Origin of the sequence: Prevotella communis, assembly GCF_022024175.1 — a bacterium.
GTDB classification, from domain to species: domain Bacteria; phylum Bacteroidota; class Bacteroidia; order Bacteroidales; family Bacteroidaceae; genus Prevotella; species Prevotella communis.
In genome coordinates this window covers 54,264-66,526 of record NZ_CP091794.1, presented here as the reverse complement: position 1 = coordinate 66,526, position 12,263 = coordinate 54,264, and the positions used below count along the sequence as shown (strand labels likewise).

The following is a 12,263-nucleotide window of genomic DNA, read 5'->3' as shown; positions in this document are numbered from 1 at the left end:
CTCGCTTGAACTCTGCTGAGGCGAAGCCATTAGTCATCGTAAGATAACTAATGAATTAAAATTATGGCAAGAAATATTTCATTTACGATAAAGTTCTGGCGCCAGAACGGCCCCAAGGACCAGGGACATTTCGACACTCACGAGATGCACGATATTCCCGATGATACCTCGTTCCTCGAGATGCTCGACATCCTGAATGAGGAGCTCATCAACGAAGGCAAGGAGCCCTTCGTATTCGACCACGACTGCCGCGAGGGTATCTGCGGTATGTGCTCACTCTACATCAACGGTACACCTCACGGTCGCACAGAGCGTGGCGCTACAACCTGTCAGCTCTACATGCGTCGCTTCAACGATGGCGACGTGATCACTGTAGAGCCTTGGCGCTCAGCTGCCTTCCCCGTGATTAAGGACTGCATGGTTGACCGCTACGCCTTCGATAAGATTATCCAGGCAGGTGGCTACACCACTATCCGCACCGGTCAGGCTCAGGATGCCAACGCTATCCTGATTCCTAAGGAGGATGCCGACGAGGCTATGGACTGCGCTACATGTATTGGTTGCGGCGCTTGCGTTGCAGCATGTAAGAACGGTTCTGCCATGCTCTTCGTTTCGTCAAAGGTTTCTCAGCTCGCCCTGCTTCCCCAGGGTAAGATTGAGGCTGCCCGCCGCGTGAAGAACATGATTGCCAAGATGGACGAGCTGGGCTTCGGTAACTGTACCAACACCCGTGCTTGTGAGGCTGTATGTCCTAAGAACGAGACCATCGCTAACATCGCTCGCCTGAACCGCGAGATGATTAAGGCAAAGCTCGCCGACTAATACGCACGTACATTATTTATATAAGAGGCGCCGCAGGGAAATCATCCTTGCGGTGCTTTTTTTTTTTATACCATATCGCCCCACTATTCAGAAAAAGTGTGTACCTTTGCGGTCGAAATTATCACCAATATAAACAGAATAAATGATGAAAAAATTTGTATTAAGTTTAGTATTGGCCGTGTTCGCCCAGACTGGTTATTCACAAGACATCAAAGGGAAATGGCTGACTGAGGCAGGCGATGCCCAGGTGGAAATCTATGAGGCCAACGGCAAAGTAAACGGTAAGATTGTGTGGCTGAAACAGGGCCCTGAGACCAAGGATACCCACAACCCTGACGAGAAATTGCGCAGTCGTAAACTGATGGGCGTAAACATCCTCTCTGGTCTCTCAAAGAAGAAGGAGAAGTGGGAAGGCGGTCGCATCTACAATCCCAAGAACGGCAAGGACTATAAATGCTCTATTTGGCTGGAAGACGGCAAATTGAAAGTGCGCGGCTACATCGGTTTCCTGTACGAGACGCAGACATGGAAGCGGAAGTAACTGTCACAGTTGTCACAATTCTTGCGTTCCGTTGGTAGCAAGCGACCAAAGGTCGAGCGGTCACAAAATAGCGAGGGAGATAGATTCAAGGTCTATCCCCCTCGCTAAGTATTCGTGCCATATCATTCAGTTCCAAGCATTGTCCCCTCTTAATAGTCTGTTTTTCGTTATGATGCTCCCAGGGAGCCAGAATCAGCAACTGACCTTTAGCACAGGCATCCATTAGCTTTCCCCCAGGCTTTGCCAAATCCGTAAAGCCATTCTCCTCAAGAAAAATGAGTGGTAACCCCTCATCAAAGGCAGCACGCATAATCGCTTTCTCACCCTTAGAGATAGCAGGCGACACAAGCACAGCACCCTTTCTGGCTTCACTGAGACAGGCCTCAAGCTTTGCTCTTAACTCCTCTTCGCTAATACGCCTTGAGCATTGTACCTGCAACTTCACTGGGTGCTCCAACAAAAAGCGATTGCCGATAGCCGAGAAAGAAAGACCAGCATATTCGAGTCCCCTCTGCACACGAAAGAGCTCTGGATTCTCACGTTTCATCAACAGGCGTCGAGGGTTATCCTTTAAGTAGTGAAGCCAGCGCGCCAGCTGTCCGTCCCTCAGCAGTATCTGGTCGTTATAGCCTTTGGCAAATAGCAGCCCGCGGTCTCTTGTCTGTTGTGCATGTCGCTGTGCCACAGCGACGAACTCCACTGGCATCACCTCCCTAAACGCCCTGTTGCAGGCCTGCTTAAATCCCAACAGCACTTTGCCCAATGGCTGCTCCATCTTTTCCGTAACAAAGAGAATGCCATGCAGATGGTCAGGCATCATCTGCAGCGCCACCACCTTCACCTCCCGATGATAGCTGCTGATAGATTCCCATATCTCCTTAACGCGCTCTCCTAAGGGTGACAACTCAATATGTGGCACTTCTGCCGATTTCTCCTCAGCATCACTTCTCCCTACCACTTTTCCAAAGAGGGGCTTTCTTCCCTCCGTCACCATCGTTATCATATACATACGCCGTGCCGTATAATCATTATACACACTGCGTCGTTGCATCGAGGCTTTCTTCTTTCCCGCAAAAGGTTTCCGGCTATCAAATGTTGTCCTGTCCATAATCTGAGATGCAAAAGTACAACTTTTTCCCAACATCGTTTCATAATTCGGAAAGATTTCGTATATTTGCCGACAGAAACAAATTAATCAGCTAATAAATGATGCTTAAACCTTTATCATTAATAGTTTTATTGTTCTGTTGTCTGACTTTAACGGCTCAGGAAGAACCTATTCACCAGACTGAAAATGAAAAACATATTATATGGCAGCCTGGTGTGAAACTGACTTTCGATATGTTTCAGAACACCCACCCAAATGCGCATGATTTAGCTGCGATAGAGAAAGAACATCGTCACTCCTTACCCTACTTGGGATTTTGGAAGGTATTAGACGTTCCCAAGAAAAAATCTGGATGGCGGAAAGGAATAAAAGAGCAGGCTTATTTTTGTGCTGCATTTAGCAAATTTCAGTCATTCATAGTAGTACGTGATTCATTTGACCTTGAGGTAGCGCAGATACAATGGGATATTCTGGAGTTAGGAACTCGATATAGCAGGATTATTCTCGATTCTCTTCAAACGACGGCAGAAGCAGAGACTGGTGGCCCCGTTACTGGGCTTGTTTCAATCTATTTCTTCACAGCAGGAACAAAAGGAGAGGAACTATATAACGGGTTTATGAAAACATTCCTCAAAGAGGCCGCCATACCAAGAAATCACGAAAAACTCTTGGAATACAGAAAGTTTGTAGATGAGATGTTAGACCAGACGTCAAAATTTGCAACACGTTCTGAGGAAGCATGGCGTTTTCTTTCAGATAAACCTATACAATCAAACCTAAAAATGGCTAAAAATATCATAGGCGATTTGAGACAAAAGGAATAAATACAAAAGAGGATGTGCAACACATCCTCTTATTTTATCCCTTCACCCACACTTTATGCGATCCGGCACCTTTTTCAGTTATTCCGGATGCAGGGTCGGCGACAAACTTAGCCAATTCTCGCGAGGCAGAACTGCTGCTGAGACCGTTGAGATTAGCATAGTCCTGCAGGGTGATGAATCCGTGCTTATCGATATGACGGAACGCACGCTGCAGACGCTCTTCTGGTGTATAGGGTGAGGTGGTAGCGGGATTATAGGACGCACGCTCAAAGGTGTTGTCTCTGTTAATATCATCTACCAGTTTCTTATCAACTTTAAAGTTCACTCCCTTAGCCTCTACACGACGATACTTCATCTTGGGCTCGTCTTGCTTATCGTCTTCCGCTGGATTATCAGAAAATTGGAGAGCCAACGAGAAGACACCAAGATTGTCTATTTTCATGGTGTGACCCATGGGAAGATATGTCTTCATAACCTCTGAAAGCGTATCAAGTACGCCACGCACCGTGCCTTCACTGAAAGCAGGCGAATAGTTGTGAATGAGTTCCACTACCTTATCGTAGTCATATTCCGTATAGACTTGCATCTTTGGGAATATCCTTCCTTTTTTGCCGTTGCCCATACCCTCAGGCATTTCCTTAATTACATAATTAGCCATATCACTTATCTTTTTACGTTTCAAACTTTGAAATCTCCATCCCCAACTTTGGGATACACATCCCAGACTTTGAAATGTACATCCCAAAGTTTGGGATAGAAATTAGTTGCAAAGATAACAACTTTTTCCCAACTATTTGGCTGTTTCCACATTATTTTGTACCTTTGCGGCACGAAAACTATGACTTACATTGGCGAATTGATATCTATTGGCGTAGCGTTCTCGTGGACGGCTACGGCGCTGCTGAGCGAATTTGGCTCAAAGAGACTGGGAAACCTTACGTTGAACGTGCTGAGAATGGCGCTGGCGCTGCTGTTCTCAGGAGTGTTGTTTATGGTGGTAACGGGCAGTCCGTTGCCCGCCGGGGCCTCATGGGAGGCCGGCGGATGGATGCTGCTATCAGGTCTGGTGGGCTATGTGATAGGCGATTTCTGCCTCTTCCAGTGCTATATCATCATTGGCTCGCGCTTCGGACAACTGTTTATGACGATGGCACCACTGGCGGCTGCGCTGATGGCATGGGTCACACTGGGTCAGCAGATGACGCTGATGAGCATCGTGGCCATGCTGGTGACGCTCTTTGGTATCAGCATCTCCGTGCTGGGCCGGGGTGAGCATCATAAGGTGTCGCTGAAGTTGCCCCTGAACGGTGTGCTCTTTGCTGTGGGCGCCGCTATGTGTCAGGGCGTGGGCTTGGTGCTGAGCAAGATTGGTATGGACCACTACGAGATGACGGCAGACATGCCCTCATGGCTTGTTCCCTTTAGTGCCAATTTCTATCGTTGCGTGGCAGGCATCATTGGTTTCTCATTGCTGATGTATGTGCGTCAGGGAATGGCTCCGCTGCGCGAGGCGCTGCACGACAGAAAGGGCCTGGCGGTAGCAACGGCTACCACGATATTCGGTCCCTTCGTGGGTGTGGGATTCTCACTGATGGCTGTGCAATACACAGGTGCTGGCATCGCCTCTACACTGATGGCTACGACGCCTATCATCATTATCCTGCCGTCCTACTGGCTGTTTAAGGAGCAGATTACGTGGCGCGCCGTAGTGGGTGCCGTAGTCTCGGTAGTAGGTGTCAGCCTCTTCTTCTTAGGATAATACCTGTGAAGATGCGACCCGACTCGATGCCCAGTCGGCGGGCTGAGAAATAGGTGTCCGCCTGCATATAGGTGCACACGGGCGACACGCTGATGTGCGCATCTGGCACGCCTGCGGCAATCAACTGCAAGCGGTTGCACTCTGGCAAATCGATGTGCCATTTCTCATATTTCTTGCTGATTTTTTCCATCGGGAATCCCGCATCTTCAAAAGCCTGATACACCTCGTCGCCCACCTCGAAACTCTCCAGGTGGATGCCTGGGCCTATCTGTGCGATAAGGTCTGCGGGGTTGGTGCCGTAAACTTCCGTCATCCTGGCTATGGACTGCTCCACAATGCGCATCACCGTGCCTCGCCAGCCGGCATGAACGGCACAGACGGCACGCTGTCTGGGGTCATAGAGCAACACGGGGATACAGTCAGCTGTAGAGACGCCGATACACACCTCTTCCACATTGGTCATCAGCGCATCATAACCCTCAAGGTCTATATCCCGCTGTTCGCCAATCACGGCTATCTCGGCCTTGTGGACCTGATGCGGCATCAGCAGATGGTCGTCGGTAATATCCAGAAGGCGGCACAGCGCTTCGCGGTTCTGGCGGATAGCCTCATCGCTATCACCACAGTATCTGTTGATATTAAACTCGCCATAGCGCCCCGAGCTATAGCCCCCTTTACGCATAGAGCTGAAGGCGGTGAGGCCCTCAGCTATATGATAGTATTGCAAACTTGGTATCTTCATATCCTTGCACCTTTTTGCCTGCAAAGATACGCTTTTTCTGTGTAACAACGGCAGGATTACTTAGCAAACTTTCCGCTGGCCATCACCTTGGTAGAAGTGGTGGTGGTGCTGTCGCTGGCGCTGCGAGTGATGCCGCGTGTGTTCCAGTAGCCCCAGTCAAACTTACTGTCATAGTTCAGACGGAAGATGATATCCTTTGAGGTGCCGTCGTCCATATAGCCCTCGAAGCGGTTGCTGCTCAGACGGTAGTCGTTGATATATACGTCGTTCCAACTGTCGGCATAGCGAATGCGGATGCTTCCCTTGTAGATATCCCACTCGAACTCGCAGTAGTAATAGTCAGAATAGCGGCTGTTCAGGTCGTAGTCAACCTCATAGCCCCATCCGCTATAGGCACTGGTGCGCTCGAAGTACATCGTGGTACGATAGCTGTCGCCAGTCAGTCCCCAACGGTCGTAATAGTAGGTATCGATATAGCCAGTCCAAGTGCCGTCGAGTGTACGAGCCTCGCTGCGGTCTTCCATATCCTCCCAGAACTCAATATCGCAACTGGTAAACAGAGTCATCGTCAGGATGATCATTGCTGTATAGGTAAAAAACTTCTTCATAGCTGTATCTTTTTAAAGGGTTCAACTTCTTGTTCACATTGCAAAGATACAAACTATGCAGCTGCTACGCAAGGTGTTTTTCCTAAACCTCAGTAGGGAATTTCCTATTTCGCAGAGGGAAAACGGAAATGCCCTAAGGTATCACCACTTTACGACCGTTTATAATATAAAGTCCCTTATTCAGCCCGCCACGGTTGCCCATGCGGCGACCTGACAGGTCATAGATTCGTTTTTCAGCAGACTGCATCATCCTTTCCTGCGACATAGGCAGTTCGTAAATGGCATCAGTCTTTTGTGAACCGTTAAGCGGAAACAGCATCCACTGACGATGAATGGGGGCGGCGTTGCCGTCCTGATACTGCCAAACAGAGACTGCGGTTCCCGGGGCTGTTGACTCATTATTGAGGTCGAAGGCGTGACTATGCCCCTTCTTAGCCAGAATCTTATAATATGGATAGTCAACGACTTCTATATAGAAATCTTGCTCGTCGGCCTCGCTCTTCGCAGCGGTAAGCGTAGAGCTGCTCAGGTTACGATGAGCCGTGAGCCGCAGTCCGAGTGCGTTTTGCAAGCCATAGGTACCATTGCCAAGGTCGGAGAGCATCCAGCGCTGGGCATCACCGTAGTCTATGTCCTGAATAGTCACCCTGCTGCCCGTTGCCGAGACGGCCCGCGAGGTCTCATGTCGAGGAATAATCAGATATTCACACCCGTCGCGCAGCAGGCTGTCTGGTTCTGCGACCGCACACTGGGTAGGTATAATAAATGTCATGATAGACTGGGCAGGCATGATGACCTTCATTTCACTGCCATTAAGGGTAACGCCACTCTTCGTGCTGGTCAGATTCTCGCTGGCCGAAGTGCGGTAAGCCTTGATACTTGTAAGCGCAGGCAGGTCGGGAAAGAGCGACAGGTCAATATTGTGGATTGCTTTTGTACCTTCGTTGAGCACCACGAGCACCAACGTATCGCGGGCGGCATTAACGGCAGCCAGCGTCTTCGGACAGGGCGATGTAATGATGTCGTAGCCGTGCTTAATGAAGCGTGAGCACTGCTGGCGCACGTAGTAGTTCTTCACCTTGGCGTAAGTCTGGTCGGCAAAACTGCCGCGAATGGTACACCACTGGTCATTGGCCTCTTCCATATACTGCCAGTCAATCCACGCCTCAGGCTGTATGTAGCGCATATCGTCAAGCAGTCGCTGCGCCATGCTGAGATTGCCGCCAATGCCGTTGCCACCACTACCCGTCTCGCTCATCCAAAGGGGCATATCAGACTGATGGGCCAGGAATGCCAGGCGCGAACGGTCGGCATTATTGCCGGAATAGGTGTGGGTGTTCCACTGGCCCACCTTCGACAGCACACCGGCATTCTTATATTGCTTGAAGCCCTCTACGGAGAGTCCTATATTGGTCTCGTCGGATGCCGAGATAACCGTGCTGAGTCCTGAGGCTTTTAGGATAGGCTCTAATACACGGATGAACTTTATCTGCGAGGCATAGTCGAAATGACAGCCTTCCTGCGGACCGTTGGCATACCAGAAATTAGTGACCGACTCATTAAAGGGCTCCAGGGTCTTGAACTCAATGCCGTATTCGTCCTTGTAGTGCTTGCAGACATCCACCAGATAATGTGCAAACTCCTCGTAATACTCTGGCTTCAGATTGTCTTTTCCGCCATCCACATTGCCGCTGCAGCAACCGCTGTAGGTCATGTAATAAGGACAGGAGTTGCTGAAGGCTTCAAACACGGCATCGGGGCGCAGCTCCTTGATTTTCAGCATAATCTTTCGCTGGGCAGCGTCGCGGTCCCAATGATACTCATCGCCACTGAAGTCCTTGAAACCTTCCATCTCAGCACGCAGGCCCTTGCCTCTGCCCATATGGTGCAGGTCGCAATGACTGTTCTCGGGGTCGTCGCCACCGCCAATGTTATAGCGGAAATGGGTGTAATTAAGGCCGGTGGGACTGACAAGCCACTTCACGATTTCCGTGATTTTCTCGTCCGACCACTTGCCACACTGGCCTGCCCACCAGCAAAGCGACACGCCCCAGCCATCGAAATGCTGACGCACCACCTGCGGATTAACCATATAAGTAAGGGTATCAACAGGGGGCGTGGCATTGACTTTGCTGCCAAAATACCATAGGTGCTTCATGTCCGACCCGTCTTTGTCGGAAAACACCTTCTGGTGACCGTCGTTACTGTCTGTACCCAGATATTTGTTATTGGATTTGCAACGCAGTTTTACGTATTGGCTCATGCCTGGTTCAATCAGGAATTTTGCCTCAGCCAGAGAAGAGTCGGCAACGAAACCCGTGTTCCATTGTCTCGACTGCGACAGGAAAGCTTTTTGTCCGTCCACCTGTATGGAATAATATCCTGTTCCATCGGGTATCAACGTCATCTTCTGTGGATTGGATTTTGTGGATGCCTCAATCCATCCGCCATTATCAGTACCTTTCTCCAAGTGATTACCACTGCTATGCATCACATACAACGTCGTTGGCTCGCTGAAACTGGTCTGAGCCCAACCGGCAACAGCCGCTACCATGGTTGTTGCCAAAAACAAAAGACATCTCTTCATATTACTTATTATGATTAATCGTGATGCAAAGATATAAAATTTAATCAAAATAAAACACAAAATACGAAAAATCACCACATAAAAAAAATGTACGCACGTGCATGTGCGTACATTTTCTTATATTAAGAACTTAGTCGTCTTATTTTGCAGCCTCAACAGGCTCTGTTGTCAAGTCCTCCATGCGGTCCTTACGGCTCATGGTGAGATAAGCTGTAGGAGCAGCGATGAAGATAGAAGACAGCGTGCCGAATACAACACCAAGAATCATGGCGAAGGCGAATGAGCGGATGCTGTCGCCACCCAGGAAGAAGATAGTGAGCAGCACGATTAACGTGGTCACTGAGGTGTTGATGGTACGAGCCAGGGTCTGGTTCAGTGAATCATTGAACAGACGCTTGCGGTCGCGCTTAGCATAGAGCTGCATGTTCTCACGGATACGGTCGAATACCACCACCTTATCGTTGATAGAGTAACCGATAACGGTCAGGATAGCACCGATAAAGGTCTGGTCTATTTCGAGCGACATGGGCACCCATGTGTGGAGCAGTGAGAAGAAGCCGATAACAACCAGTGCATCAAGACTCAGAGCAACGATAGAACCGATAGAGAAGGCTACGTTGCGGAAGCGGAGCAGGATGTAGAGGAAGATGGCAATCAGAGCCAGGATAACGCTGATGATAGCGCTACGAGTGATGGTCTTAGCCACAGAAGGACCTACCTTTGTTGAGCTAACGATGGTACCCTTAGAGGTATCCTCTTCGTTGGCAGGAGGTGTGCGGAAGTCTTCCTTGCTGGTCTCAGCCTTGATCAGCTCAGCCTTGCTCAGTACGCTGTAGATGCTGTCCTCAATCACGTCGTCAACCACAGGGCTGTTTACGTCGTAGTCCCAGTTGGTAGAGATACGAACGGTGCGGTTAGAGGCATCACCCAGGGCGATGATAGTGGTGCTGGCAGGAGAACCGGGGTTAGCGCTCTGCTCGTCGTTCTGAGCGAATACGCCATCGAATGCAGCACGCACATCCTCAACGGGTACTTCCTTATCGAGTACTACAACATAGTTACGACCACCGGTGAAGTCAATGCTCTTGCTGACGCCACGGAAGAAGAAGCTAATGCAGAATACAACAATAGCGACTGCCCATACAGCGTAAGACACCTTGAATGAGCCCATGAAGTTGAATTTTGTTCCCTGCATCAGGTTCTTAGACAGAGGTGTAGAGAAGGTGAGCTTCTGCCACTTGTCGTTCTTCATCTGACGATCGTAAACCAGACGGGTCATGAATACAGCGGTGAAGAACGATACGCAGATACCGATGATCAGCGTCGTTGCGAAACCACGGATAGGACCTGTACCAACTACGAACAGGATGATACCTGTGAGCAGTGATGTCAAGTTAGAGTCGAAGATAGCTGAGAAAGCGTTAGAGTAACCCAGGTTCAGGGCCTCCTTGATGTTCAAGCCCTTGCGGAGCTCTTCCTTCGTACGTTCGTAGATCAGCACGTTAGCATCCACTGCCGTACCCAGTGTCAACACGATACCTGCGATACCAGGCATGGTCAGCGCTGCTTGGAACGAGCTCAGAATACCCAGCGTGAAGAACAGGTTGAACAGCAGGGCACAGTTGGCCAGCATACCAGGAATCCAGTTGTAGAGCAGCACCATCACAACCATCAGCAGCACGAAGGCTACGATGAATGAAATAACACCCTGCTGGATTGACTGAGCACCGAGTGAAGGACCTACCATCTGGTAAGAAGCAACACGCAGAGGAGCAGGCATCTTACCTGAGTTCAGAGTGTTAGCCAAGTCCTTGGTGTCGGCCTGAGTGAAGCGACCAGAGATCTGTGAGCTACCACCAGGAATCTCACCGTTTACGCGAGGAGCACTGTAAACCACCTCGTCGAGGACGATAGCGATAGCGCGACCTACGTTCATCTTAGTCAGGTTAGCCCAGATGCGGGTACCCTCAGTATTCATCTGCATAGAAACCACAGGACCTACATTACCAATCTCGTTGCTGTAGTCGTCCTTAGCGGTTGTCACCACGTCACCTGTCAGAGGAGCCTTTCCGTTAGGATCGTTCACCTTGATAGCATAGAGGTGCAGCACCTTGGTCTTCTTGCCAGTCTCGGGATTCTCGATCTTGCTGACCTTAGCATCCCAGTAGAGGCGCATCTCCTTGGGGAGCACCTTCTTGGCAATCTCTGAATAGATAACCTTATTGACCTCAGCAGTATCTGTAACGCGGGCATAACCTACGTCGCAGAGGCTCTCTGTGTGATAGGGGTCATTCACTACGAGGTAGTTCAGCAGGCTCTTTGCCTGATTGTTGTTGCCAGCCTCAGCAGCAGCGAGGTCTTTCTTAGCAGCCAGGTCGAGGGCATTAACGGTATCGTTTGCCTCTACAGCCTCTGCCTCAGCAACAGCGGCGGTATCCTCCTTAGCCTCAGCCTTGATGTCGCTAATCTCAGCCAAGTAAGCAGAGTGCAACTGACCGATGAAAGGCATAGCCTCTTCGCGCATGTAGGTCTCGTGGAACTGCAGGTCAGCACTTCCTGACAACAGCTTCAGGATACGATCCTTATCTTTCTTGGCGCCTGGCATTTCAACCATGATACGGCTCTGACCGCTCAGCTTCTGGATGTTGGGCTGAGCCACACCGAACTTATCAACACGGGTACGAACCACGGTCTCGGCGTTGTCGATAGCAGCATCAACCTCTGCCTGCAGGGCAGCGATAACCTGCTCGTCGGTGCTCTTGGTGTTCACCTTGTCACGCATCTGCTGTGTAGCGAAGATGGTGTTCAGCTGACGACCACCACCAAACTCCTTCCAGCGCTCTACGAAGAGGCTGATGAAGTCTGACTGACTCTTCTCCTCGTCCTTCACGGCAGCCTCGAATGCCTTACGGTAGCCCTCGTCGGTCTTGTGACCAGCCAGGAAGTCTACGATGTCAGGCACTGACACTTCCAGAATAACGTTCATACCGCCCTTCAGGTCAAGACCCAGGCCAATCTCCATCTCACGGCACTCGTCAAGACTCCAAGCTCCGAGCCATACATGGTCCTCAGATGACAGCGAGTCCAAATACTCGTCGGCTGCCTTATCTCCCAGTTCAGCGCGCAGTGCCTCAGCCTTGTTTTCAAAATGGCGAGTCACAAACGAGAACGAAAGATAGAAGCAGCACACAAGAATGAGTGCAACTGCAATAAATCTTACAATTCCTTTGTTTTGCATTGTTTTATTTTTAGTTTATTATATATATAATCGC

General features: G+C 49.9%; 10 protein-coding genes. 4 read left to right on the top strand and 6 right to left on the bottom strand.

The window, feature by feature from the left end; translation table 11 throughout:
- Window positions 1-63 precede the first annotated feature (63 nt).
- Both L6466_RS00295 and L6466_RS00290 read left to right on the top strand, forming a co-directional pair.
- Entirely contained in the window at window positions 64-822 is a 759-nt protein-coding gene (locus L6466_RS00295; RefSeq protein WP_091817599.1) for a succinate dehydrogenase/fumarate reductase iron-sulfur subunit, read from the top strand.
- A 142-nt stretch (window positions 823-964) separates the two neighbouring features.
- Complete coding sequence (locus tag L6466_RS00290; RefSeq protein ID WP_237793812.1) at window positions 965-1,363, top strand: DUF2147 domain-containing protein; 399 nt, start codon at window positions 965-967, stop codon at window positions 1,361-1,363.
- Window positions 1,364-1,448: 85 nt separating this feature from the next.
- On the opposite strand, the gene L6466_RS00285 is transcribed toward L6466_RS00290, so the two are convergent.
- The gene (locus L6466_RS00285) at window positions 1,449-2,471 is read right to left on the bottom strand and encodes a transposase (RefSeq protein WP_237813014.1); all 1,023 of its coding nucleotides are present in this window, start codon (window positions 2,469-2,471) and stop codon (window positions 1,449-1,451) included.
- Window positions 2,472-2,569: 98 nt separating this feature from the next.
- Between L6466_RS00285 and L6466_RS00280 the strand changes: the two genes are divergently transcribed.
- Window positions 2,570-3,295: a hypothetical protein gene (locus tag L6466_RS00280; protein ID WP_237813012.1), complete on the top strand. Its 726-nt coding sequence runs from the start codon at window positions 2,570-2,572 to the stop codon at window positions 3,293-3,295.
- A 34-nt stretch (window positions 3,296-3,329) separates the two neighbouring features.
- Here the strand turns inward: L6466_RS00280 and L6466_RS00275 are convergent, their stop codons facing one another.
- Window positions 3,330-3,953: an HU family DNA-binding protein gene (locus L6466_RS00275; protein ID WP_237813010.1), complete on the bottom strand. Its 624-nt coding sequence runs from the start codon at window positions 3,951-3,953 to the stop codon at window positions 3,330-3,332.
- A gap of 180 nt (window positions 3,954-4,133) precedes the next feature.
- Here L6466_RS00275 and L6466_RS00270 point away from each other — a divergent pair, with 180 nt between their 5' ends.
- On the top strand, window positions 4,134-5,054 hold the full coding sequence (locus L6466_RS00270; RefSeq protein WP_237793823.1) for a DMT family transporter: 921 nt from the start codon (window positions 4,134-4,136) through the stop codon (window positions 5,052-5,054).
- On the opposite strand, the gene pgeF is transcribed toward L6466_RS00270, so the two are convergent.
- The 4 genes from pgeF to secDF all read right to left on the bottom strand — a co-directional run bounded on the left by pgeF (window position 5,032) and on the right by secDF (window position 12,229).
- A complete protein-coding gene (gene pgeF / locus L6466_RS00265; protein ID WP_237802422.1) occupies window positions 5,032-5,796 on the bottom strand; it encodes a peptidoglycan editing factor PgeF in 765 nt (254 codons plus the stop codon). The genes L6466_RS00270 and pgeF overlap by 23 nt on opposite strands.
- A gap of 56 nt (window positions 5,797-5,852) precedes the next feature.
- Window positions 5,853-6,404 (bottom strand): hypothetical protein, encoded by a 552-nt coding sequence (locus tag L6466_RS00260; protein ID WP_237802423.1) that lies wholly within the window; start codon window positions 6,402-6,404, stop codon window positions 5,853-5,855.
- Between the two features lie 133 nt (window positions 6,405-6,537).
- Window positions 6,538-8,991, bottom strand: coding sequence for a glycoside hydrolase (locus L6466_RS00255; protein ID WP_237802424.1), 2,454 nt, complete (start codon window positions 8,989-8,991; stop codon window positions 6,538-6,540).
- A 139-nt stretch (window positions 8,992-9,130) separates the two neighbouring features.
- Window positions 9,131-12,229 carry a protein translocase subunit SecDF gene (gene secDF, locus L6466_RS00250; protein WP_237793835.1) on the bottom strand — a complete coding sequence of 1,033 codons (3,099 nt, stop codon included), beginning with the start codon at window positions 12,227-12,229 and terminating at the stop codon, window positions 9,131-9,133.
- Window positions 12,230-12,263 lie beyond the last annotated feature (34 nt).

Bases quoted from the DNA above. Each gene is read 5' to 3' on its own strand.
- L6466_RS00295 (WP_091817599.1), top strand. From the start codon at position 64: ATGGCAAGAAATATTTCATTTACGATAAAGTTCTGGCGCCAGAACGGC.
- L6466_RS00290 (WP_237793812.1), top strand. From the start codon at position 965: ATGATGAAAAAATTTGTATTAAGTTTAGTATTGGCCGTGTTCGCCCAG.
- L6466_RS00285 (WP_237813014.1), bottom strand. From the start codon at position 2,471: ATGGACAGGACAACATTTGATAGCCGGAAACCTTTTGCGGGAAAGAAG.
- L6466_RS00280 (WP_237813012.1), top strand. From the start codon at position 2,570: ATGATGCTTAAACCTTTATCATTAATAGTTTTATTGTTCTGTTGTCTG.
- L6466_RS00275 (WP_237813010.1), bottom strand. From the start codon at position 3,953: ATGGCTAATTATGTAATTAAGGAAATGCCTGAGGGTATGGGCAACGGC.
- L6466_RS00270 (WP_237793823.1), top strand. From the start codon at position 4,134: ATGACTTACATTGGCGAATTGATATCTATTGGCGTAGCGTTCTCGTGG.
- pgeF (WP_237802422.1), bottom strand. From the start codon at position 5,796: ATGAAGATACCAAGTTTGCAATACTATCATATAGCTGAGGGCCTCACC.
- L6466_RS00260 (WP_237802423.1), bottom strand. From the start codon at position 6,404: ATGAAGAAGTTTTTTACCTATACAGCAATGATCATCCTGACGATGACT.
- L6466_RS00255 (WP_237802424.1), bottom strand. From the start codon at position 8,991: ATGAAGAGATGTCTTTTGTTTTTGGCAACAACCATGGTAGCGGCTGTT.
- secDF (WP_237793835.1), bottom strand. From the start codon at position 12,229: ATGCAAAACAAAGGAATTGTAAGATTTATTGCAGTTGCACTCATTCTT.